The sequence below is a fragment of the Candidatus Sphingomonas phytovorans genome (genome assembly GCA_029202385.1).
GTDB classification, from domain to species: domain Bacteria; phylum Pseudomonadota; class Alphaproteobacteria; order Sphingomonadales; family Sphingomonadaceae; genus Sphingomonas; species Sphingomonas phytovorans.
Genome location: CP119314.1, coordinates 5,056,919 through 5,078,690, shown reverse-complemented (window position 1 = coordinate 5,078,690; position 21,772 = coordinate 5,056,919). Strand labels below are relative to the sequence as shown.

The 21,772-nt window shown below is 65.6% G+C and carries 22 protein-coding genes and 2 pseudogenes; 19 read left to right on the top strand and 5 right to left on the bottom strand.

Annotation, left to right across the window (positions count from 1 at the left end):
* Positions 1–3: 3 nt before the first annotated feature.
* Positions 4–1,398 (bottom strand): CHASE2 domain-containing protein, encoded by a 1,395-nt coding sequence (locus P0Y59_23350; GenBank protein ID WEK02668.1) that lies wholly within the window; start codon positions 1,396–1,398, stop codon positions 4–6.
* 71 nt (positions 1,399–1,469) lie between these two features.
* Positions 1,470–2,486, bottom strand: coding sequence for an autotransporter outer membrane beta-barrel domain-containing protein (locus tag P0Y59_23345; GenBank protein ID WEJ99798.1), 1,017 nt, complete (start codon positions 2,484–2,486; stop codon positions 1,470–1,472).
* A 35-nt stretch (positions 2,487–2,521) separates the two neighbouring features.
* Here P0Y59_23345 and P0Y59_23340 point away from each other — a divergent pair, with 35 nt between their 5' ends.
* Positions 2,522–5,098 carry a hypothetical protein gene (locus P0Y59_23340; protein ID WEJ99797.1) on the top strand — a complete coding sequence of 859 codons (2,577 nt, stop codon included), beginning with the start codon at positions 2,522–2,524 and terminating at the stop codon, positions 5,096–5,098.
* 81 nt (positions 5,099–5,179) lie between these two features.
* On the opposite strand, the gene P0Y59_23335 is transcribed toward P0Y59_23340, so the two are convergent.
* Positions 5,180–5,632, bottom strand: a complete 453-nt coding sequence (locus tag P0Y59_23335) for a UrcA family protein (protein ID WEJ99796.1) — start codon at positions 5,630–5,632, stop codon at positions 5,180–5,182.
* Positions 5,633–5,725: 93 nt separating this feature from the next.
* Positions 5,726–6,253, bottom strand: coding sequence for a rhodanese-like domain-containing protein (locus P0Y59_23330; GenBank protein ID WEJ99795.1), 528 nt, complete (start codon positions 6,251–6,253; stop codon positions 5,726–5,728).
* Positions 6,254–6,432: 179 nt separating this feature from the next.
* On the opposite strand from P0Y59_23330, the gene P0Y59_23325 reads away from it, so the two are divergent.
* The 16 genes and pseudogenes from P0Y59_23325 (at position 6,433) to P0Y59_23250 (ending at position 19,663) form a co-directional block, all read left to right on the top strand.
* Positions 6,433–8,133 (top strand): GGDEF domain-containing protein, encoded by a 1,701-nt coding sequence (locus tag P0Y59_23325; protein WEJ99794.1) that lies wholly within the window; start codon positions 6,433–6,435, stop codon positions 8,131–8,133.
* 55 nt (positions 8,134–8,188) lie between these two features.
* Entirely contained in the window at positions 8,189–8,386 is a 198-nt protein-coding gene (locus P0Y59_23320; GenBank protein WEJ99793.1) for a hypothetical protein, read from the top strand.
* Positions 8,387–8,426: 40 nt separating this feature from the next.
* Positions 8,427–10,133 (top strand): long-chain fatty acid--CoA ligase, encoded by a 1,707-nt coding sequence (locus P0Y59_23315; protein WEJ99792.1) that lies wholly within the window; start codon positions 8,427–8,429, stop codon positions 10,131–10,133.
* Positions 10,134–10,270: 137 nt separating this feature from the next.
* The gene (locus P0Y59_23310; protein WEK02667.1) at positions 10,271–10,510 is read left to right on the top strand and encodes an exodeoxyribonuclease VII small subunit; all 240 of its coding nucleotides are present in this window, start codon (positions 10,271–10,273) and stop codon (positions 10,508–10,510) included.
* A gap of 4 nt (positions 10,511–10,514) precedes the next feature.
* Positions 10,515–11,414, top strand: a complete 900-nt coding sequence (locus P0Y59_23305; GenBank protein ID WEJ99791.1) for a polyprenyl synthetase family protein — start codon at positions 10,515–10,517, stop codon at positions 11,412–11,414.
* A gap of 23 nt (positions 11,415–11,437) precedes the next feature.
* Complete coding sequence (locus P0Y59_23300) at positions 11,438–12,094, top strand: GH25 family lysozyme (GenBank protein ID WEJ99790.1); 657 nt, start codon at positions 11,438–11,440, stop codon at positions 12,092–12,094.
* A 64-nt stretch (positions 12,095–12,158) separates the two neighbouring features.
* Positions 12,159–12,659 carry a pantetheine-phosphate adenylyltransferase gene (gene coaD / locus P0Y59_23295; GenBank protein WEK02666.1) on the top strand — a complete coding sequence of 167 codons (501 nt, stop codon included), beginning with the start codon at positions 12,159–12,161 and terminating at the stop codon, positions 12,657–12,659.
* A gap of 178 nt (positions 12,660–12,837) precedes the next feature.
* On the top strand, positions 12,838–13,578 hold the full coding sequence (locus P0Y59_23290; protein ID WEK02665.1) for a peptidylprolyl isomerase: 741 nt from the start codon (positions 12,838–12,840) through the stop codon (positions 13,576–13,578).
* 37 nt (positions 13,579–13,615) lie between these two features.
* Entirely contained in the window at positions 13,616–14,641 is a 1,026-nt protein-coding gene (gene queA / locus P0Y59_23285; GenBank protein ID WEJ99789.1) for a tRNA preQ1(34) S-adenosylmethionine ribosyltransferase-isomerase QueA, read from the top strand.
* 209 nt (positions 14,642–14,850) lie between these two features.
* Positions 14,851–15,384, top strand: a complete 534-nt coding sequence (locus tag P0Y59_23280; protein ID WEJ99788.1) for an EF-hand domain-containing protein — start codon at positions 14,851–14,853, stop codon at positions 15,382–15,384.
* 34 nt (positions 15,385–15,418) lie between these two features.
* Positions 15,419–16,108 carry an HAD hydrolase-like protein gene (locus tag P0Y59_23275; protein ID WEJ99787.1) on the top strand — a complete coding sequence of 230 codons (690 nt, stop codon included), beginning with the start codon at positions 15,419–15,421 and terminating at the stop codon, positions 16,106–16,108.
* Between the two features lie 48 nt (positions 16,109–16,156).
* Positions 16,157–16,915, top strand: coding sequence for a nucleotidyltransferase domain-containing protein (locus tag P0Y59_23270; protein WEK02664.1), 759 nt, complete (start codon positions 16,157–16,159; stop codon positions 16,913–16,915).
* A gap of 42 nt (positions 16,916–16,957) precedes the next feature.
* On the top strand, positions 16,958–17,863 hold the full coding sequence (locus tag P0Y59_23265; GenBank protein WEJ99786.1) for a helix-turn-helix domain-containing GNAT family N-acetyltransferase: 906 nt from the start codon (positions 16,958–16,960) through the stop codon (positions 17,861–17,863).
* A 258-nt stretch (positions 17,864–18,121) separates the two neighbouring features.
* On the top strand, positions 18,122–19,390 hold the full coding sequence (locus P0Y59_23260) for a hypothetical protein (protein WEJ99785.1): 1,269 nt from the start codon (positions 18,122–18,124) through the stop codon (positions 19,388–19,390).
* A 59-nt stretch (positions 19,391–19,449) separates the two neighbouring features.
* Positions 19,450–19,561 (top strand): annotated as a pseudogene (locus tag P0Y59_23255) (IS5/IS1182 family transposase).
* Positions 19,562–19,567: 6 nt separating this feature from the next.
* Positions 19,568–19,663, top strand: a pseudogene (locus P0Y59_23250) (IS5/IS1182 family transposase).
* 53 nt (positions 19,664–19,716) lie between these two features.
* On the opposite strand, the gene P0Y59_23245 reads toward P0Y59_23250, so the two are convergent.
* Complete coding sequence (locus tag P0Y59_23245) at positions 19,717–20,358, bottom strand: hypothetical protein (GenBank protein WEJ99784.1); 642 nt, start codon at positions 20,356–20,358, stop codon at positions 19,717–19,719.
* A gap of 72 nt (positions 20,359–20,430) precedes the next feature.
* On the opposite strand from P0Y59_23245, the gene tgt reads away from it, so the two are divergent.
* Both tgt and P0Y59_23235 read left to right on the top strand, forming a co-directional pair.
* Positions 20,431–21,570, top strand: coding sequence for a tRNA guanosine(34) transglycosylase Tgt (tgt, locus tag P0Y59_23240; GenBank protein ID WEJ99783.1), 1,140 nt, complete (start codon positions 20,431–20,433; stop codon positions 21,568–21,570).
* 1 nt (position 21,571) lies between these two features.
* Positions 21,572–21,772 carry a hypothetical protein gene (locus tag P0Y59_23235; GenBank protein WEJ99782.1) on the top strand — a complete coding sequence of 67 codons (201 nt, stop codon included), beginning with the start codon at positions 21,572–21,574 and terminating at the stop codon, positions 21,770–21,772.

Below are 21,772 nucleotides of genomic sequence, written 5' to 3'. Positions count from 1 at the left end.
GACCTATTCCTTCCACAGATGGGGAAAAATCAGTTCGGCCAAACCCGACGTCACCGCGACGATGAAAAACGGCAAGCTGAGATCCAGCCAGATGCCGAATCTCAACAGGAAGCACATCGCCGCGAAAACACCGATCCCACCCAGCACAAGCAGGCCCAGCCAACGAAGCTTGTTCGGCCCGAGCAGTGCCTGGATCAGCAAGAGGGGCAAGGCGAGTATGATAGTCAGCCCCTTGGTGAACCAATCCTCCCGCAACGGCCCGTCGAGTGTCCGAACGGTGTAGATCGACTCGGCGAGGAGCCCGACACCGGGTAGATCGGGCGCGATCGCCGTCCGCCACAGATCGCCGGTTCCACTGTCCGTCCGACCGATCAGGACGGTCTTCCCCACCAATTCAGGGCGTCTCTCCGGCGACATGAGCACCGTAGCGGCCGACACGTTGATCAACTCGCCACGCGCGATGGTCGTGCTCGCTCGGCACCGCTCTATCTGTTCGGGAGGCGGGCACGTCTTCCTGTCGTCGCATTTTCTGTCGCAGGCCTCCGGCCGCCAGATATTCTCGTAAGGGAAGGCGACCCGGCTGGTCCGGTCGGGATCTCTCGCAGCGGCGCATAGCCAGGCCCTTGTGCCTCGCCCCGCGGAGGTATTCTCCAATTGCCGGATATCCGCCCCCAGCGACGCCGCCAACGGGCACGCGCCCGATCCCGCGAAGCCGACGTTGCTGCGCGAGAGCATATCAACCAGTCTCCGGCCCGCCGGTCCGTTTTCGCGCAACCGAATGATCAGGCCCGCAGCGAGCGTCACCCGAGGTTGATCCCTTGCTCCCCGCCGATGGCCGATCGTCGCCCCCGCCATCCAGCGGGTCGTGCCGTCCTCATCGATTCTGAACCCCGGCGAAAACCAGTATAGCCGTCCGACGCCGGTCGGTCCGTCAACGATATCGTCGACAAACGTTTCCCGAAACTCGCCAGCGCGCGGCTTCCCGCGCTCCGGCCGTACGAGCAGGATGGGCGGGCCAGGCTGCGCTAATGCCTGGCGCAGCCGCTTCCTGCCCTCTTCCTGCCCGGCGGGATCTTCATTGACGTAGCTCAGGTCGATATCGACCACGATATAGGCTGGGTTGTTTCTCGATACTGCATCGATCAGTTCAGCCAGTCGCGACGGCGGCGTGCCGATCGTCGCGGTTCGCCAGCGTCCGTCCCAGGTCAGGTCGTCGATCGCGACCGTGGTCATCTGCTTTCCCCGATCCGGCCAGGCCGGCAACGGACTGTTGTCGCCCGCCGTCCAGGCGAACAGGGTGTCGTTCATGCCCTCACGTGATCCCCGCACCATGGGCGCATTGGCGAGAAACCAGGCGAACAGCGCAACGAGCAGGAACAAGGGGACCACCAGGATCATCCGCGCCGCCACCTTGCGCTCGACTTGCCAGTGCCGCTCGAATCCACTCGGGGTAAGGGGATGGGCCATTCCTATTTCTCAGGCGAATCGCGGCGATCATAGGTGAAGCGCAGGGTAAGCAGCCCCCCAAGCTCGCGGAGTCCCTCTCCAGTCGATCCCTTGCCCTGCAGATAGATGTCCCAATCCTCCTTCGGCCTATAGTGAATCCCCGCCCGATATTCGAAGATCAGGTCCGGCGCCCTGAGCCGTCCCTCAGCATCGCCCCTGCCAAGATACATATTGGAAAGCGGCACGTCGGCACCCACGCCGCCGGAGAGCGAGACGTTGTACGCCACCTCATATTCAAGCGACCCGCGAACAAAGAAGGAGGTATCGGTACGGTCGAAGAGCAAGGGCGATTTGAACCGGTTACTTGCCAGTCGAAACCCGGTCGCCAGCCCGATCAGATTCCGGCGCTTGCCGAATCCGTGGAAATACGCCGCGCTGGCATTCGCGAAAAGGCTGCCCCCGGCGCCGTCCGCAGCGCGTCTCTCCGCTCCAGTCAACGGCGTGATGGCGGCGCTTTTGCTGTCGAGAAAGAAATAGGCGCCCGTAACGGTCAGTTGCACGCTATCGCCCTCGGCGGGTCGCGCTTCGTAGCTGAGATATCCGATCGGGCCGACGCCCGTGACGTCGACGTCGATGCCCGCACGCGCGCCGACCGCGGGCGCATTCACCTTACCGTCGAGATAGGCGACGCCGGCGCCGATCAGCCAGTCGTCCGCCGGGCCAAGCACTCGATCGGCGCCCGCTGCCGCGAAATAGGTCGTCCCCTTGGCCGCAACGGGACCACTGTCGAGGTGGTTGGAATAGGCATTCGATATCGCCCAGATGGCATTTTCGCGCGACACCGGAATCTGGTCGAGCAACCGGGTTCCGGCCCGGGTCAGCGTCGTGTTCTGGTCCGGTGCTGCGCATTGCGCTGTGACGACACCCACGCCGTTGGGGCCGGTCGCGATGCATCCCACGCTGACCTGGGCCAATGCCGGGGAAGCACTCCACAATAAAAAAACGGCAGCCGCCGCCGCGCGGCGCAATATAATTGTCATAATTCCCCCCTTGCTCGAATCGAATCATATAAATCATGTTGAAGCACTCTCTCCAAGAGGAGTTCATCAACAAGATCGCTCAAGAACGAACCTATAGATTGGATTATTTCTTCTATTTCGCAGTATTTTACGGCGTTATCACTGGAATTGAACATACCCAAAATGGATACAATGTCATGACGACGAATATCCCAGCCATATTTTCAGCACTTGTGCTGTTTGTTACGGCCAGTGCTTCGGCCCAGGAATTCCATTCATCGAGTTCAACAGAACTGAACGAACCGGCCCCCGCGGGGGAGATAGGAGCCTGGTCGATTACCGATGATGGCATGTATCTGATCACCGCACCGTCCGACGCGACCGTGCGAATCTGGGATTTCCGACGCGGCGAGCAGGGGTCGGTACTGACGACGCGCAACGAGCGGGTAGATGCCATCCGTGCGCTTGCCGGCAACCGCGCCCTGGCGCTGACGGAAAGGGGCGACGTCCTGTTGATCCGGCCGGACAATCGCCGCTCCGAGACGGTCGCCCACGATATGGCTGGACTGGCCACCTCCGCCGATGGCGGGTTCGCGGCGATGATTGGACGTCGTTCAGTGGATGTGTACCGTGTCGAAGGCGAACGGTTGCTCCTCGATTCGGTGCTGAAGATACCTGGCGCAAGGGCAGTCGCCCTCACCCTGCACGGAGAGGAAGTGGCAGTGGTCGATGGCTCGGGAGCGCTTCGGCGCATGAACCGCGCCGGCACGATCGAAGCCGACCCCATCCGTCTGCCGGCACCTGCAACTCAGATCGGTTTCAGCGTCACCGATGCCAGCCTTGTTGCACGCACGATTGACGGCAGGCTCGTGGTCGTACCGCCCTGCATACGGGGGAGCGTTCGCGGTGGCGGCAACGCAGCGCCTGGCTGTGCGGGCGCCGTGGAGATCGCAGACCATGTCGTCAGCTTCGAGCTTCGTCGCAAGAAGTTGCTTACGCTGGACGATCGTCCGGCGCCGATACTTCTTGCCACCGATACCCGTGGCAATGTCTTTGCATGGGATACGCTCGATGACGACGGCAGAACCCCGGCGCGCGCGCTTTTATTCACCTTGCCCGGCACCAAGGGTGTCAGCTTCGATTATTGGCGCAATTCCCGCTTCGGCAGTGTTTTCGCGTTCGACTACAAACCTGGCTTCGTGCGGCTGATGAAGCTGGACGGGGAGAAAGGCCCGTCAACGACGGTAACGTTGGTCTCGATCAGGCGGCGAGGCTGGGCAATGTTCGACGACAGCGGCCATTACGACGCAGGCGCGCGGACGATCAACGAGATTCTCCGGGTCCAATCCTTCAAGCGGGCGCCAAAGGACGGTTTTCCACTCGACCGATTCGATACCACCAGCGCTTGCCGAAGAAGGGATTTGCTGAGGAGCCTCCCGCATGGCACCGCCACTGCGTCGTCAAGCAGTTGCGCCGAGGAGATGACGTCGAATGGAACGGAGATCACCGTCGGCAAGGCTGTTCTGAAATCCAGCGGCAATTACGAAGTGCTTATAGCGGTTCGCCGGAGCGGGACAGGAGGCGGGGGATCCCTGTCGATGCCGGCGCTCTTTCATCAGACGCGGGCGACCTCGACTGCGCCCGATCCGGCACCCTGCCCGGCGGGCACCCCCGTCGGCACAACATGCTGGCGCGGTATGTTCGAGGCCATCCCTGGCATCCGGAACAACTATTACGCCCAGATCACGCTCGACGGCCAATCGATCGAATCAGTGAGCGACGGTGAACTCGACGCGCCGAAACGCTCGAAGGACAGTAAGCCGCGATTATTCGTCATCTACGTCAGCGCATCGAAATATCAGGGGAAATGCGCGGACCGCGCTGCCGCGGCGCGCATGCTGTGCGATCTGGAATCCACAACGAAGAATCGCTTAGCTTTTGCCGACATGGTCAGGCGGGTCAATGCCCGCGACGGCGTCCGCCCGGCGATCGATATTCAACAAATCTCCGACCATGGGGTGAACCTGCAGGCCTGGCAGGAGGCCGTCGCGCATGTAAACGAGTCGGCACGTTCAGGCGATGCCATCTGGGTGATCTTCGACGGCCACGCGGTGTATGAAAAAGGCCTTGCGCATAAGGATGGCAGGAAGATCGGGAACGACTATTATTTCCTGCCGTCCCAAGCCGTCTACAATGTGGCGAGCTATATCGGGGAGAACGCGGACCGGATGATCACGGGCGCCGCCATCGCCAACGCACTGAGCACGATCAAGCCCCGGTATGTGATGCTGACGATCAGCACTTGCGATGCCGGCGGGGCATCCGAGAAGGCACCCAGCGCAGCGCTTGACGAAGATTTCAGCAAGACCGCCCCCATCGGCCTTTTGAAGCTGATTGCCGCCGAACAGGGGCGCCAGGACTATGACGAGCCCACCACCCTGCTTGGCCTGGCGATCGAGTCCATGGAGGCTTCCATTCAAAAAAAGGAGCCGATCAGTGTGCAGACGCTTTTCAACACAGCCGGGGCTGCGTTCGATCTGTATCAGGACGGTCTGGTCAAATCGCGCAAGGACTTCGCGAAATCCAACATGAGCTGGCTGGGCGAAGGTGCCGACTTCACCATTCTGCAATAAGGCCGGACAGCTCCGATCAGCACCGGACTGGTGCCAAAAGACGGGATCGCAGCCAGGACTCAGCCACGCTATTCCTGTCTGCTATCGCCCGTAATAGCCGGGCCCGCTGGTCTGGACGACAACCGTCACCGTCGTGCCACCCTGTATGGTGACGGTGGAAGGAGGCATCGGGAGCGGCGGAGCGGGCTGATAATGGACTGGCTCGGGCAGGACGGCACACCCGTATCTGCCGCAGGCGCGCAATTCCGCCGCGCGTTCGCGGGCGAGACGGCGTATCCAGCGGTCGCGCGCGATCGCGGCGGAGGCCTGTTCCTCGGTGCTTGCCCAGGCCTCTTCGCGGCAATCGCGGTCGCCGTCGCAGATCCGGTTCACGGCGCGCTCGACCCGGCGATAGAGTTCGGCGACGCCGGCGCTGGTCGACAGGTCGAGATCGGCCGCGGCGACCGGGATCGACCGTATCTCATAGCGATCATAGGCATTCGCCGTCGTCGCCAGCCCCGCCACGGTGGCGAACAACAGCAATCCGCGGATCATGGTCCATCTCCTGTGGTCGAAGATGGTTAACAATAAAGGCCCGGGCTGGCTGAAAGACAAGCGGCAACCCCGTCCCGCGTTCGGACAGCGTGCCTATCCGCGAACCCAGCCAATCGCCGGATCGTTCATGTCGACCGCCTCGCCCAGTTCCCACACCTCGGGATAGCCATAGCCGACCAGGTTGACGAAGGTCTGGATGTTGAGCGCGAGCTGGATCGACTTGGTCATCACCGGCGCGACATTGTTGCGGAAATTATTGTTGCAATAGATGTAGATCGGGCGCGTGCGGTCAGGCCCGATCACCTGGGCGAGGCTCTCCGCGGTGAAATCCGAAAAGGGCAGGTTCACCGCCCCTTCGATATGTCCACGCCGGAACGCCTCGGTCGAGCGTGCGTCGAGCAGCAGCGCCCCGGAACCGGCGGCCCGTCGGCGGAAATCGGCGACTCGCAGGAGCCTCCCTGCGCGATAGGGGCCGACTTTCTGCGTCAGCGCGACATAGCCTGAATAGTCGATCAGTGGATTGGCACCCGACGCGACCGGCCCGGCCTCTTGCGCGACAGCAGGCGGCGCAAGGGCAAGGCACGAGAGGCAGATGACGACGGCAGGCAGGCATAGACGCATGGCGATCGCTCCCGGGATCGGATCAGGTCCTCGACCATGCGCAACCCAGGCTTGATCAGCGCTGAACGTGCCTCCACCAGCCGGACAGGCACCGACCCGGCAGGAAAATCGGTCGAAAGGGATGTGGCGGGCATTATCCTTTACCTTCTGTTCGGCATCTGCGGTTTACACCGCCCGCCATGCTCAAGGGGTGGGTTTTCAATCTGTTGGCGCTGATCGGCGCGCTACTATGGGCCGTGCTGGCCGGTGCGGCGCCAGCCGTGGCGCAGACCGGGCTTGCCGGACGGCCCGTCCCGGTCTGCGTGACCCCGGCGGCCCCGGGCATGACCCCGCGGACCTTGTTCGCTGAGCCCGCCCGTTTCGACTGCGACGTCAGGCAGACCGCGCTCGGCTCGGGCGACTATTGGGTGCTGTCGGCACCGGTGCGCGCGACCGGCCCCGCCGATATTCGTATCGGCAGCCTGTGGCAGGAGCGGGTGACTCTCCATGCGCTTTATGCGGACGGCACGATCCTGTCGGCGGTGACCGACGGGCGGTCGGCGACCCGCCATCTGCAGCTAGGCGCGATCATCGAGCGCGGATTGCCCGAGCGCAGCGCTCCGCTGGTCAGGCTGCTGTGGCATGTCGAGGGCGCGGCGAACCTGCGCGGCATCCTGGTCGGCGCACGGATCGCGACGCCGACGGAAAGCGCCAAAGCCAATCTGCTGATGGGCGCGGTCTATGCCGGGTTCGCCGGGCTGTGCATCGCCCTGTTCATCTACAATCTCGCGCTGTGGGGGGCGCTGCGCCATCGCTTCCAGCTCGCTTATTGCGGCATGCTGCTGGCGCTGATGGTCTATGCGACCTCCTCGTCGGGCGCGCTGGCCTGGGCCTGGCCGGACATCCTCAACAATGACCGCCTGCGGATCAACTATGTGTCGGTCGGCCTGGCGGCAGCGGCGGCGATGTTGTTCGCGCGCAGCTTCTTCGAGCCACGCGTGTTCGCCGGCTGGCTGGCAAAGGCGAGCAACGGGGTCTGCGGGCTGATGCTGGTAACGGTCGCCCTGCTGGCGACGCTGGCCCCGTGGCAGATCACGCTGCTCGACCGGTTCTTCTCGTTCGTGTTCATTGCCCAGCTCGGTATCGTCGTGCCGATCCTGTGGCGCGGCTGGCGCGCGCGCAGCAACTATCTGTGGATGTTCGCGATCGCCTGGGCCTCCCCGATCGTGCTTGCCTGCCTGCGCGTCGCGAGTTCGCTCAACCTGATCGGCTGGAATTTCTGGCTCGACAATTCGACGATCCTGACGATGACGGTCGAAGCGCTCTTCTCCAGCCTTGCCATCGCCTATCGCATCCGCCTGCTCAGCCGCGAGCGCGACGAGGCCCGCGAGCAGGAGATCGCGGCGCGACTGCTGGCCGATACCGATCCGCTGACCGGCCTGTTCAACCGCCGCGCCTTCCTGCGACACGCGATCGGACGCGAGGGCGACCAGATCCTGCTGCTGGCCGACATCGACCATTTCAAGCGAGTCAACGAGACGATCGGCCATGACGGCGGCGACGAGGTGCTGCGCGTCTTCGCCCGCACGCTGCGCCTGTCGGTGCCGCCGGAAGCGCTGGTCGCGCGGATCGGCGGCGAGGAGTTCGCGATCGTCACGCCCGCCGGCCTGGCGGTCGAGGCCGAGGACATATTGGCGCGGCTTCGCGCGGCACGGATGCCCTATGACCTGTCGGTCACGGCAAGCATCGGCACCTGCACTGGCCCGCTGGCCAGGGAAACCGACTGGAAAGCCTTGTATCGCGGCGCCGATCGCGCCCTGTTCGAAGCAAAGGCAGCGGGCCGCGACCGGGTGCGCCGTACCCACGCCGAAACCCAGATCAGGGGCCGAATCGCGGCCTGACCTCGCTTGCCCCGCCTGCCCCCCGCGCTTATGGTGTCCGGCACGGGAGTAACCAATGCGTCGTCGTCGAACCGGGCTGATCATCGCAAGCCTTGCCTTGCTGATCATGGCAGCACGCCATCCGACCGCCGATCTGCGCATCCTCACGCATGACCGGACTGACAGGGCACCGCAGAGCTTCCAGGCAGCGATCGATTTCGGCCTGGTGGCGATATCGGTACTTGTCACCTGGACCGCGAAACGCATCGCCTGACCGCTTGCACCTTGCGCGGCCGTTGCTTACACCCTTGTCAATGAGCGATCCCGAGAGCGCCTGGCGCGATTCCTATCGTCACCCAACGCGCTGGGACAGCGCCTATCCGCCGCAATCCATGGTCGATTTCTTCGACGAGGCAGCGACGCGCGGCGGCGGAGCGCCGCTGATCGATTTCCTCGGGCGGCACTACAGCTATGCCGAGACGCTTGACGGGGCGAATCGGGTGGCCGCCGGCCTGAAGGCCCTTGGCTACGGCCCGGGCGACCGGATCGGCCTGTTCCTGCCCAATGTGCCGCACTATCTCGCGGCCTATTACGGCATCCTCAAGCTGGGCGCGACAGTGGTGAATTTCTCGCCGCTCTACACCCCCGCCGAGCTCGAGCATCAGGTCGCCGATTCGGGCACGAAGCTGCTGTTCACCCTGTCGGCCAGCGCGCTGTTGCCAACGGCGCTCAAGGTGCTCGACGGCAGCAGCCTCGAACGGCTGATCGTCGGATCGGTCGCGGGTGCGCTGCCGGCGACGAAATCGGTGCTCTACCGGCTGTTCAAGCGCGGCGAGGTGACGAAACGGCCTGATGATCCCCGGATCATGGCCTTTTCGACGCTGATCGCGAACGACGGCGTCCACCCGGCGGCGGCGATCGACCCGGTCAAGGATGTCGCGCTGATCCAATATACCGGCGGCACCACCGGCACGCCGAAGGGCGCGATGCTGACTCACCAGAATCTGAGTGCCAATGCGCGCCAGGTGATGGGTCTGGACCCCCATCCCAAGATGCACGACCGAATCCTCGGCGTGCTGCCGCTGTTCCACGTCTTCGCCAATACCTGCGTGCTCAACCGCACCGTGCTCAACGGCGGATGCATCGTGATGCTGCCGCGCTTCGAGGCGGGCCAGGTGCTCGCGGCGATCGACCGGACCAAGGCGACCGCCCTGCCCGGCGTGCCGACCATGTACCAGGCGCTGCTCGACCATCCGAAGCTGGCCGCGACCGATTTCTCGTCGCTCCGCGTCTGCATTTCGGGCGGGGCGCCGCTGCCGGCCACGCTGAAGGCCAAGTTCGAGGCAGCGACCGGTTCAGCCGTGGTCGAGGGCTATGGCCTGTCCGAAAGCTCGGGCGTGATCTCCGCCAATCCCTATGAAGGCGAAGGCAAGTCAGGCACGATCGGACAGCCGATCCCGGGCACGCATGTGAAGCTGGTCGACAAGGGCGATCCGGCCCGGCCTGCCCCGGAGGGCGAACCGGGCGAGATCGTCGCGGCGGGCCCGCAGATCATGAAGGGCTATTGGAATCGCCCCGACGCCGATGCCGATGTGTTCGTGACCGACGCGACCGGGCGGACATGGCTTCGCACCGGGGATGTCGGCACGATCGATTCGGACGGCTTCATCAAGATCGTCGACCGGCTGAAGGACATGATCGCGGTCTCGGGCTTCAAGGTGTTCCCGAGCCAGATCGAGGCGGTGCTGCATCGCCATCCGGCGGTGAAGGAGGCGATGGTGATCGGCCTGCCCGATCCCTATCGCGGCGAGCATCCCCGCGCCTATGTCACGCTGAACGACGGCGCCGTCATCAGCGGCGAGGACCTGCGCGACTGGCTGAACCCGCAGATCGGGCGGCACGAGCGGGTCGACCAGGTCGTCATCCGGCTGACCATGCCGAAGACGATGATCGGCAAGCTCAGCCGCAAGGACCTTGTGGCGGAAGTGATGGCGGAGACCAGTTCCTCCCCAGCCGCTTAGCGGGATGGGTCGGGAAAGGGCCGTCAATATTACTGCGTCCTGAAAGACACATTCTCTCCTGCCCTACTCGCAAGCAGGAGGGGAATCGCCTCACCCTGTCCTTGACCCTCGTCGCCCGCCTGCCGCATAGCGGCGTGATGGAGAAACCGATCGAAGAGCTGTCGTTCGAGGACGCGCTGAAAGAGCTTGAGACGATCGTCTCGCGGCTCGAAACCGGCGAGGCCCCACTCGACCAGGCAATCAGCCTGTACGAACGCGGCGACAAGCTGCGGCGCCGCTGCGCCGACCGGCTCGATGCGGCGCAGGCCCGGATCGAATCGATCCGGCTGGACAGCGAGGGCCGGGCCGCCGGCACCCAGTCCTTTGCCGCCGGCTGAACCGATGTCCGCCACGCCCCTGTCGCTGCAGGCAGCGCTCACCCAGGTCGGCGCCGATGTGGACCGGCGACTCGATGTCCTGCTCGCCCTCCCGGACGATCCGCGCCACGATCTCTATCGGGCGATGCGGCATGCCGCGATCGGCGGGGGCAAGAGGTTGCGCCCGCTGCTGGTGTTCGCGACCGCGCGCCTGTTCGGGGTCGACCGCGATTGCGCCGGGCGCGCCGCGACCGCGATCGAATGCATCCATGTCTATTCGCTGATCCATGACGATCTGCCGGCGATGGACGATGACGACATGCGCCGCGGCAAGCCGACCGTGCACAAGATGTTCGGCGAGGCGACCGCGATTCTCGCCGGCGACTGCCTGCATGCGCTTGCGTTCGAGATCCTTGGCGATCCCGCGACTCATCCCGATCCCTTCGTCCGCAGCGAGCTTGTCCTCGATCTCGCCCGCGCGGCCGGCCCCTCGGGCATGGCAGGCGGCCAGATGATGGACCTGGAGGCGGAGAAGGCCAGCTTCGACCTGCCGACCGTCACCCGGCTGCAGGCGATGAAGACCGGCGCGCTGATCGCCTGCTCGGTCGAGGCGGGCGCGATCCTGGGCCGAATCCCGCCCGAAGGACGCACGTCGCTGCGCGGCTATGCGCGCGACCTCGGCCTTGCCTTCCAGATCGCCGACGACCTGCTCGACGTCGAAGGCGACGAGGCGGCCGCCGGCAAGAAGCTGCGCAAGGACGGCGAGGCGGGCAAGGAAACCTTCCTGTCGCTGCTCGGCATCGCGCGCGCGCGCGAACAGGCCCGGATGCTGGTCGATCAGGCAGTGCAGCATCTCCAGGGCTTCGGCCCCGAGGCCGACCTTCTGCGCGCGATCGCCCGCTTCACGCTGGAGCGCGATCGATAACGCCCCTGCGCCGGCTTGCCTGGATGGCGGTCGCGCTGACGGGAGCTGCGGCGATCGGCATCGGCGGCTGGCGCTATGCGCTGCACTGGCGGCCATCGACGCTGGACTATCCCCGCCAGGGCATCGACGTCTCACACCATCAAGGCGCGATCGACTGGCCGGTGCTGCCGGCGCAGGGCGTGGACTTCGCCTATATCAAGGCGACCGAGGGCGGCGATCGTCGCGACAGGCGGTTCGCCGAGAACTGGGCCGGCGCCCGCCGTGTCGGGATAGCGCGCGGGGCCTATCACTTCTTCACCCTTTGCCGTTCGGGCGCCGACCAGGCGGCCAATTTCATCGCAACCGTACCGCCCGATCCCGTAATGCTGCCGCCGGTCATCGACCTGGAATTCGGCGGCAACTGCGCCGCGCGTCCATCGACGCAGGCGCTGATCGCCGAGCTCGCCGCCTTCATCCGCCCGGTGGAGGCGCGGTTCGGCAAGCCGGTGACGCTCTACCTCACCCGCGAATTCGACATCGCCTACGCGCTCAGCGCTCGGGTGAATCGCCCGCTCTGGCTGCGCCGGCTGGTGCTTGAACCGCATTGGGGCGCCCGCCCCTGGTCGATCTGGCAGGCGTCGAGCTTTCGCCGCATTCGCGGCATCGCCGGCCGGGTCGACTGGAACGTGATGCGGCCTTGACACCCGCGCGCCGCGCCAGCAGTCCCCAATTCTTGCGTGCTTGGCAGAGGCAGTCGACATGACCATCCGTACCGGCGTCTATCCCGGCACTTTCGATCCCGTCACGCTCGGGCATATGGACATCATCCGGCGCGGCGCGAAGCTGGTCGACCGGCTCGTCATCGGCGTGACCACCAATCCTTCCAAGTCGCCGATGTTCGACCTCGACGAACGGATGGCCATGGTCCAGCGCGAGGTGGCGGGGATCGGCGGCGAGATCCATGTCGTCAGCTTCGATTCGCTGCTGATGGATTTTGCCGAGCGCGAGGGCGCGAAGGTCATCGTGCGCGGCCTGCGCGCCGTCGCCGATTTCGAATATGAATATCAGATGGCGGGGATGAACCAGCAGATCAATCCGCGAGTCGAGACGGTCTTCCTGATGGCCGACGTATCGCTTCAGCCGATCGCCAGCCGCCTGGTCAAGGAGATCGCGCTGTATGGCGGGCCGATCGACCGGTTCGTGTCGCCCGCCGTCGCCCGCGATGTCGCGGCCCGGGTCGAGAAGATCGGGCGGAAGGGTAGCTGACGCGATTTCCTGCGGCAGCCGCCACACGAGCGCCACGGTTGCATCGGATGAAGGCGGTTTGCAGCGGTTCAGATTGGCGCAAGCAGGGATTTGCTCTAAGCGCGCTGCAAGGCCCGAGACCAGCGGGTGAACGCCTTACGGGTCGGAAGTACAAGGCCCAGGATGTTACGGGGATATGATGCGTTTTATTGCCAGCCTGATCGCGTGTGTATCCGCCCTTCTCTTCGCGGGTATGGCGACCGCCCAGCAGACCATTGATACGCCGATTGCCGGGCGCCCGGCGCTCCCGACCAAGGACCCGGCGAATCTGTGGTATCTCGATCTGTCGACCGGCGGCCGCGTGGTCATCTGGTTGCGGCCCGATGCCGCCCCGAAGATGGTCGACCGGATCAAGGAACTCACGCGCGCCCATTTCTATGACGGGCTTGCCTTTCACCGCGTGATCGACGGCTTCATGGCGCAGGGCGGCGATCCGAAAGGCGACGGCAGCAGCGGATCGAAGCTGCCGGACATGAAGGCCGAGTTCAATTTCCTCCCGCATGTGCGCGGCGCCGTGTCGGCGGCCCGTACCGCCGACAATGAGGACAGCGCGAACAGCCAGTTCTTCATCGTCTTCCAGCCGCGCCTGACGCTCGACCACAAATATACGGTGTTCGGCCGGGTGATCGAAGGCATGGAATATGTCGACGCGATCCAGCGCGGCGAGCCGCCGGTGAACCCGACAAGGATCTTCCACGCCTATATCGGCTCGGACAATCCCCCGCCTTACTCCGCACCCCCGCCGGCACCGGTGGTAGCGGCGCCGAGCCTGACGCTGCCGCCCGACGCCCCCGTCGCGCCCGCGGGAGCGAAGGCGCCCCCGGCACCCGCGAAGAAGCCAGCGCCGACGGCCCCCGCACCGAAGGCCAGAGCCAAATAAGCAGCGCCGCTACCGGGCGGGCAACGAAGCCGCTCCCATGAAAGTCGACCTGTTCGATTTCGATCTGCCGCCCGAGCGGATCGCGCTGCGGCCGGCCAGCCCGCGCGATTCGTCGCGCCTGCTCGTGCTCGACCGCGAGGCAACGCGCGACCTGGCCGTGACCGACCTGCCCGGGCAGCTTCGGGCCGGCGACCTGCTCGTCTTCAACGATACGCGCGTGATCCCGGCCCAGTTGCAGGGCACCAGAGGCGACGCCCGAATCGGCGCGACGCTGCACAAGCGCGAGGGGCCGCGCCGGTGGCGGGCCTTCATCCGCAACGCGCGGCGGCTGCGCGAGGGCGACAGCATCGATTTCGGCGCCGGCGTCAGCGTGATCGCGAGCGACCGTGCAGCGGATGGCAGCCTCGCGCTCACCTTTGCCGGTGACGAGCCGGTCGAGTTGCTGCTCGATCGCGCCGGGCGGATGCCGCTGCCGCCCTATATCGCCGCGCGCCGCGCGGCCGACGCCCGCGATGCCGAGGACTACCAGACGATGTTCGCGGCGGAGAAGGGCGCGGTCGCCGCGCCGACCGCGGCGCTTCACTTCACGCCCGAATTGATGGCGCGCTTCGCCGAAACCGGCATCGGCCATGCGACACTGACGCTGCATGTCGGCGCGGGCACCTTTCTGCCGGTCAAGGCGGAGGACACGGACGCGCACAGGATGCACGCCGAATGGGGCCGGATCGATGCGACAACGGCCGACCGGCTCAACCAAGTGCGCCGCGACGGCGGCCGGGTGATCGCGGTGGGCACGACAAGCCTGCGCCTGATCGAGAGCGCGACGGGCGAGGACAAGGTGATCCGCCCGTTCGAGGGCGACACCGCGATCTTCATCACCCCCGGCTATCGCTTCAGGGGCGTTGACGGTCTCGTCACCAATTTCCATTTGCCCAGATCGACGCTGTTCATGCTGGTCTCGGCGCTGATGGGGCGGGACCGGATGCAGGCGGCTTACGCGCATGCGATCGAGAAGGGCTACCGCTTCTACTCTTACGGGGATTCGTCGCTGCTTCTGCCATAGGCAATGGCCCCATCGGTGCCCGGCGGGCCATGATCAAACGGTCGGCCGCAGGCGGGCTCGAGTCATTCCTGAACTTCCTCGCCGGATCTTTCCGGACCGGGAACGCGCGAAAGCATCCGGACGGCCTATCGCCACGCGACCGAATCCGGCTATCGGTTCTGTCACCATGGTTGCGACAGCCCGTTGATTCCGTGAAAGGCCTTCCCGAAATGCGCCTGCAGATCGTTGCCATCGCGCTTGCCGGCCTGTGTGTTCAGGGCGCATCCGCTTCGGCGCAGCAGGCGGCGCCCGTCGTCCCGACACTCCCCGGCGGCGGGCCGAACGGCCAGCCACCGGCAACGATCGTCGCCGAACCCGTGGCGATGATGATCGCGGCCTGTGACACCGATGGCGACGCGAAGGTGACTCGCGCCGAGCTCGACGCCTGCGTGAAACGGAGCTTCGCCAGCGTCGATCCGGGGGGCGCCGGATCGATCGGCTATATCGGCTATAGCGACTGGGCGCTTCAATGGCTGGGCGATCGCAACGCCCTGCCCAGCCCCTTCACCGTCGACGCTAATGGCGACAACCGAATCACGCTGGCCGAGCTTGAGGCGCAATTCGCGACGCTGTTCGCCCGCTTCGACACGAACAAGGATGGAATACTCACCCGCGCAGAGTTGCTGACGATCAGGGCAAGGGCCGTCGACGACCGCCCGGCGGACGCGCGTGGACGACGCGGCGGAAAATCCGCGAAACCGTGACGAGGCCTTCCACATGAGCCCCGCCGATCGCGACATGACCACCACCGGACCCGGGTGGCCGCGACGCTATCGGCTCGTGATCTTCGATTTCGACGGCACCCTGGCCGACAGCGGCGACTGGTTCCTGTCGATCGCCGATCATCTCGCCGAACGCTTCGGCTTTCGCCGGGTGATGCCGGAAGAGGTCGAGATGCTGCGGGGACACACCACGCGCGAGGTGCTCAGCTATCTGCGCATCCCGCGCTGGAAGCTCCCGGCGATCGGGCGCTATCTCCATGCGCTGCTGGCCGAACAGACCAGCCGCATCATGCTGTTCGACGGCGTCGATTCGCTGATCGAAGACCTTGCCGGTGCGGGAATGAAGATCGCGCTCGTCACCTCGAATTCGGAGGCGAATGTGCGGGCCATATTGGGGCCGGCCAATGTCGCCCGGATCGACTGGTTCGAATGCGGCGCCTCATTGCTCGGCAAGGCGCCACGCTATCGCCGGGTGCTGCGCCGCAGCTATGTCGAGGCCTATGAGGCGATCGCGATCGGCGACGAGACGCGCGATATCGCCGCCGCCCGCAAGGCAGGGGTGACGGCCGGCGCGGTCATGTGGGGCTATGCCCACCGCGACGCGCTGATCCGGGCGGCGCCGGACAAGGTCTTCGAGCATCCCGACGAGATTGCCCGGCTCCTGCTCGGCGACTCGCACGAACGCGACGAGCGGCGACGGGCCTGAGGCATCCGGTCGATTCCAGCCGATTTCGACGCCGCGACCGTCGAGGCGATCGACGCCCGTCTCGAGGCGATCACGAAAGACGATCGAGTCGCGATGCCCCTCGCGATCGAAAGCGGCAGCCGCGCCTGGGGCTTTGCCTCGCCCGACAGCGACTATGACTGTCGTTTTCTCTTCGTCCGGCGGCGGCAGGATTACCTGACCCTCTGGCCACGGCGCGACGTGATCGAGACACCGCTCGACGGGCTGCTCGACGTCAACGGATGGGATGTCGCCAAGGCCTTGCGATTGATCGTCAAGGGCAATGCGGTCGCCATCGAATGGCTGCGCTCGCCGATCGTCTATCGCGGCGACCCAGCCTTTCGCGATACCCTGTCCGCCTTTGCCGACGCCCATGCGCCGCTCGCGCTGATCCGTCGCCACTATCTTCATCTCGGCATGCAGCAACGCGACCGCGCGAATGAGGGAGAAGACATCGCGATCAAGCGGCTGTTCTACATCCTGCGCCCCGCCGCGGTGCTGCGCTGGATGCGGCATCATCCGGGTACCGCGCCGCCGATGCATTTCCCCACATTGATCGCCGAATGCGATCCGCCGCCGCGGGTTCGGGCGATCATCGCCGAGCTGATCGCCCGGAAGGCGGCGACGCGCGAGCTTGGCCTGGCCCCGATGCCCGCCGAGATCGAGACGTTCGTCCAGGCGGAATATGCCATCGTCGAAGCCGAGCCGAAGGGCATGATCGATGCCCGGTCGCATGCCGCGGCTGACGCGGCATTCCACGAAATGCTCGAACGCTTCGCACCGCGCTGACCATTAGTTGACATCGTCAAGTAATCCACGCATTCTGCGGTCATGGACTCGACCATCCCCGCGCTGCGCGCCTTCAACCGCTTTCACACGAAATTTTCCGGCGCCCTCGATCAGCGCTTCCTCGGCAGCGCCCTGTCGCTGGCTGAGGGGCGCCTGCTTTACGAGATCGCGACGCGCGACCAGCCCGTTGCGATCGACCTGCAACAGGTGATCGGGCTCGATGCGGGCTATGCCAGCCGAATGCTGCGCAAGTTCGAGGCGAATGGATGGATCGAGCGCGGACGCGGCGAGGACGCCAGGCGCCGCCCGATCGCCCTGACGGCAGCCGGGCGGGAGATGTTCGCCGATCTCGACAAGCGCCAGCGCGACCTGCTTGAGCAGCGTATCGCGCCGCTGGCCGAGGCCGACCGGCGCGTGCTGGTCGCCGCGCTCGACACAGCGCGCGGGCTGCTCTCCGCAGGAAAGACCGCCGGCTATGCCGTCCGCACCTTCGGCCCGGGCGACATGGGCATGATCACCGCGCGCCAGGCGATTCTCTACAACGAAAGCCATGGCTGGGCGGCACCGATGGAGGTGCTGCTCGGGGACGTCACTTCGGCTTTCCTGCGCGATTATCAGGCTGGCCGCGAGCAATGCTGGGTCGCCGAAAGCGGTGGCGTGATGGCGGGATCGATCTTCGTGGTCGATGCCGGCGACGGCGTCGCCCAGTTGCGATTGCTCTATGTCGAGCCATGGGCGCGCGGCATGGGCATCGGCGGCGACCTGGTCGGCCGCTGCGTCGCCCTTGCGCGGGAGGCGGGCTATTCGACGCTTCGGCTATGGACCCACAGCGTGCTGCTGAGCGCGCGGCGGATCTATGCGGCCAAGGGCTTCGTGATCGTGAAGACCGAAATCCACCATGAATTCGGCAAACCGGAACAAGGCGAGATCTGGGAACTGGCGCTCTAGGGTCAGGACCCGCGGAAGCGATGGCAGGGAAGAAGGCGGTAGGGCATCGGTCATAGCGGGTGGCGACGCGGTGCAGTCTTTGAGGTTCATGCCACCCTAGGTGCGCCCAATCAGCCGTCCGGGATCCCCCCTTTACCCGCAGGCTCGACGCCGTGCGGTGCGCTAGGTTGCAAACCGGGAGGAGACTTGTGAGCACGATTTAACTTGTAGCTTTCAGAGATCGCCGCCAGTTCGCTTCACATAACGGGGGTGGTTTACATGAATCTGAAATCGATTGCGGCCGCCTTGGCGCTCGCAAGCCTGGGCGCGGCTTCCGCGCACGCCGAGACAGTAGCACCGCTTACGTTCGCTGACCGCATTGCGCACGCAGGGGCGCCGCTGATTGTCCGGCCGGAGGGCTTCTCGGGTCCGGGAGCCGCGATACTGGCGGAAGCGATAGACGCCAGCCGGTACGTCCTCATCGGCGAGAGCCATTTTTCGCGCGAGATTCCCGCCTTCACCACGAACATCTGTCGATTGATGGCGCCGGGCGGCCTGACGGCCATGGCCGTCGAGATGGGGCCGGAGGCCGCCGGAGCGGTCAATGCACGGCTGAGGGAGCCGAACCGGGAACAGCAGATTTCTGACTTCATGAGCGCCCATCCCGACGCCATGGCCTTCCTCAACTTCCGCGACGAGGGGCGGACGGCGGCCGATTGCGCGGGTGTCGCTGGGCCGGATTTCAAGCTTTGGGGGCTGGATCAGGAGTTCTTCGGCGCGAGCGGCTATTTGTTCGAACAGATGCTCGCGGCCGGTCCAGGACCGCTCGCCCGCGCCCGGATCGAAGCGCTGGCCGAACAGGAGCAGACGGCGATGAAGGTCGCGCTCACCTCCCGTTCGCCCGAGGACCTGTTTCTGTTCAAGGCCACCGATGCGACGCTGGATCAGGCGGGGACAGCCATCGACCAGGACGGCGGCGACCGGGCCAAGGCGCTGTTCGTCGCCTTGCGCGAAACACGCGCTATCTATCAGGCGTCGCAGTCCCGCCGTGGCGATCCGAACGGGCGCAGGGCCCGGCTGATGAAGCGAACGCTGGCCACGCATTTCGCCAAGGCGCCACAGGCGCGCGTGCTGATGAAGTTCGGCGCCTGGCATCTCTACAAGGGCTACAATCCACTCGGCCAGCGCGACCTGGGCAATTTCGTCGCCGAGCATGCCGACGGAGAGGGCGTGAAATCACTCAACCTCATCGTCGTCGGCGCGAGAGGCGTGGAAGCCAGATACAACGGGGTCGGCCGCCAAGTTGCCGTGCGTGACTTCGATGCGACCACGGGCAAGGGCAGCGACTGGCGCAAGGATGTGATGCTGGCCCGCCCCTCGGACACGCCGCAGGGCGCTTGGTTCCTGCTGGATCTGCGCCGTTTGCGCAGCGACGATCTGGAAGCCCTGACGCCTGAATGGCGCGCTCTCATCCGCGGCTACGACCTCGCCGTTGTGGCGCCGGAACTCTCTGCGTCCACCGTGTTGGGGGTTCGTGACGCTCCCTAGGGTCAGGACCATTGATATGAGAGGCTTGGTTTGTTTCAGGCTCCGTAAGGAGGCTGGATATGAGCGACCCGTACTGGTTGACGGACGAGCAGATGGCGCAGCGTGAGCCGTATTTCCCCCAGACCCACGGCAAGCCCCGGGTGGACGATCGGGCGCGTCAAGGGTGGCATGAACCCCAAAGACTGGTCCCGCGTCGCCACCCGCTACGACCGATGCCCAACCGCCTTCTTCTCCGCCACCGCTCTCGCGGCCTCCGTCATCTTCTGGCTGTGATCAATGGATTCTGACCCTGAACATCTGCCTTCCGGGGAAGGGAAGAGCGGCGCTCAGCCGACATGCACCGCGAGCCACACGGTCGGCTCGTCCTTCGCGGTATAGGTCACCCAGTGTCGCTGGCCGCCCGCGATCGTCAGGTGGTCGCCCGGCCGGAGTGTCACCGCCGCGGAATCCTCGATCCTGATCCCCGCCTCGCCCATCAGCAGCACGACCCATTCGTCCCGCTCCTGCACCATTGGTTCAGCCTCAGGCGTCGCCTGGCCGTTCGACACGATCCGTTCGATCCGCACGCCCGGCCGGTCGAGCAGCCCGGTAAAGGCTTCGGCCCGTCGCGCGGCCGGGAGATCCGCGAACAGATTGGCGACCACCACCTTGAGTTTCGGTTTCGGTTTCGGTTTCGGCTTGGGCTTGGGCTCCGGTTCGGGTCGAGCCTCAGGCACAACCTTCCGCGCCTTGACCGTCCCCGCGGAGCTTTTCCAGGTCGCGCGCATCGCGTCGCGCAGGAAGGTCTCGACTTCCTCGGCACTTGCCTCGAGCCCTGTGGCGCCGATGCCGAGCACCGGCTTGCCCGCCGCATCGACCAGGCCGTAGCGGCCGAAATCGCCGCCCGACTTACGCCGCCGCGACGTCTTCAGCGTCAATCCCCGGTGCCGCGCCATCTCGCGCAGCGCCTTGTTTTTCTCGTCGGCCATAATGGGCCAATGTCTAGGCCGGCGATGCGTTGCGTGTCGACATTAGCCGACTTCCGCCGCTAGAGGCACATCATGTCCCCGCGTTTCGAGTTCACCATCAACGCCACCGACGGCAAGGCCCGCACCGGCGAGATCGCCATGAAGCGCGGCACGATCCGCACCCCGGCCTTCATGCCGGTCGGCACCGCCGCAACGGTCAAGGCGGTGAAACCGGCGGACGTGCGCGCGGCGGGCGCCGATATCATCCTGGGCAATACCTATCACCTGATGCTCCGCCCCGGCGCCGAGCGAGTCGCGCGACTCGGCGGACTGCACGGTTTCATGGGCTGGGACCGACCGATCCTGACTGACAGCGGCGGTTATCAGGTGATGAGCCTGAGCGACCTGACCACCCGATCAGAGGACGGCGTGACCTTCAAGAGCCATCTCGACGGGTCGCGCCACACCCTCTCCCCGGAGCGCTCGATCGAGATCCAGCGGCTGCTCGGCTCCGACATCGTCATGGCGTTCGACGAACTGGTGCCGACCACCTCGACCAAGGAGGTTCAGGCCGCCGCCATGGCGCGGTCGATGCGCTGGGCGAAACGCAGCCGCGCCGCGTTCGACGGCGGCGGCGCGCATGCCGAGGGCGCCGCGATCTTCGGCATCCAGCAGGGCGCGCTCGACGAGACGCTGCGCGGCGAGAGCGCGCAGGCACTGACCGATATCGGTTTCGACGGCTATGCGGTCGGCGGGCTCGCGGTCGGCGAAGGACAGGAGGCAATGTTCGGCTGCCTCGATTTCGCGCCGGGCCAGCTTCCCGCCGACAAGCCGCGCTACCTGATGGGCGTCGGCAAGCCCGACGACATCGTCGGGGCAGTCGAACGCGGCATCGACATGTTCGACTGCGTGTTGCCGACCCGATCCGGCCGCACCGGCCAGGCCTTCACCCGGGGCGGTCCGATCAACATCCGCAACGCGAAATTCGCCGAGGATCAGGGGCCGCTCGATCCTGCCTGCCCCTGCCCGGTCTGCGGCACCTGGAGCCGCGCCTATCTCCATCATCTCGTCCGCGCCGGCGAGATTCTCGGCGCGATGCTGATGACCGAGCATAATCTGTGGTTTTATCAGGTCTTGATGGCCGATCTTCGCGGCGCGATAGCAGGCGGGCGGATCGCGGCCTTTGCCGATGCGTTCAGACGGGATTATGCAGGCCCGCCCAAGGGAGAGTAACTTGGCTACCGACGACCAGGACGATACCAACGAGATCATCGCCGCCACCCGCGCCGCCAAGGAGCAGCGCGAGGCGGCCGCCGCGACCGGCGACACCGCCAAGGCGAAACGCTGGCCGCTTGCGACGATCGGCCTGGGCATCGGATCGGCAGCCGTGGTGGCTGCTTTGCTCTACGCCAACCGGTCGCGCCAGAAGCGCTGA

Coding starts and splice junctions, on each gene's coding strand:
- P0Y59_23315 (WEJ99792.1), top strand. CDS start 8,427: ATGAGCGATCCCGAGAGCGCCTGGCGCGATTCCTATCGTCACCCAACG.
- P0Y59_23260 (WEJ99785.1), top strand. CDS start 18,122: ATGAATCTGAAATCGATTGCGGCCGCCTTGGCGCTCGCAAGCCTGGGC.
- P0Y59_23280 (WEJ99788.1), top strand. CDS start 14,851: ATGCGCCTGCAGATCGTTGCCATCGCGCTTGCCGGCCTGTGTGTTCAG.
- P0Y59_23320 (WEJ99793.1), top strand. CDS start 8,189: ATGCGTCGTCGTCGAACCGGGCTGATCATCGCAAGCCTTGCCTTGCTG.
- P0Y59_23330 (WEJ99795.1), bottom strand. CDS start 6,253: ATGCGTCTATGCCTGCCTGCCGTCGTCATCTGCCTCTCGTGCCTTGCC.
- P0Y59_23265 (WEJ99786.1), top strand. CDS start 16,958: ATGGACTCGACCATCCCCGCGCTGCGCGCCTTCAACCGCTTTCACACG.
- P0Y59_23325 (WEJ99794.1), top strand. CDS start 6,433: ATGCTCAAGGGGTGGGTTTTCAATCTGTTGGCGCTGATCGGCGCGCTA.
- P0Y59_23345 (WEJ99798.1), bottom strand. CDS start 2,486: ATGACAATTATATTGCGCCGCGCGGCGGCGGCTGCCGTTTTTTTATTG.
- tgt (WEJ99783.1), top strand. CDS start 20,431: ATGTCCCCGCGTTTCGAGTTCACCATCAACGCCACCGACGGCAAGGCC.
- queA (WEJ99789.1), top strand. CDS start 13,616: ATGAAAGTCGACCTGTTCGATTTCGATCTGCCGCCCGAGCGGATCGCG.
- P0Y59_23340 (WEJ99797.1), top strand. CDS start 2,522: ATGTTGAAGCACTCTCTCCAAGAGGAGTTCATCAACAAGATCGCTCAA.
- P0Y59_23245 (WEJ99784.1), bottom strand. CDS start 20,358: ATGGCCGACGAGAAAAACAAGGCGCTGCGCGAGATGGCGCGGCACCGG.
- P0Y59_23310 (WEK02667.1), top strand. CDS start 10,271: ATGGAGAAACCGATCGAAGAGCTGTCGTTCGAGGACGCGCTGAAAGAG.
- P0Y59_23350 (WEK02668.1), bottom strand. CDS start 1,398: ATGATCCTGGTGGTCCCCTTGTTCCTGCTCGTTGCGCTGTTCGCCTGG.
- P0Y59_23275 (WEJ99787.1), top strand. CDS start 15,419: ATGACCACCACCGGACCCGGGTGGCCGCGACGCTATCGGCTCGTGATC.
- P0Y59_23335 (WEJ99796.1), bottom strand. CDS start 5,632: ATGATCCGCGGATTGCTGTTGTTCGCCACCGTGGCGGGGCTGGCGACG.
- P0Y59_23305 (WEJ99791.1), top strand. CDS start 10,515: ATGTCCGCCACGCCCCTGTCGCTGCAGGCAGCGCTCACCCAGGTCGGC.
- P0Y59_23300 (WEJ99790.1), top strand. CDS start 11,438: ATGGCGGTCGCGCTGACGGGAGCTGCGGCGATCGGCATCGGCGGCTGG.
- P0Y59_23290 (WEK02665.1), top strand. CDS start 12,838: ATGCGTTTTATTGCCAGCCTGATCGCGTGTGTATCCGCCCTTCTCTTC.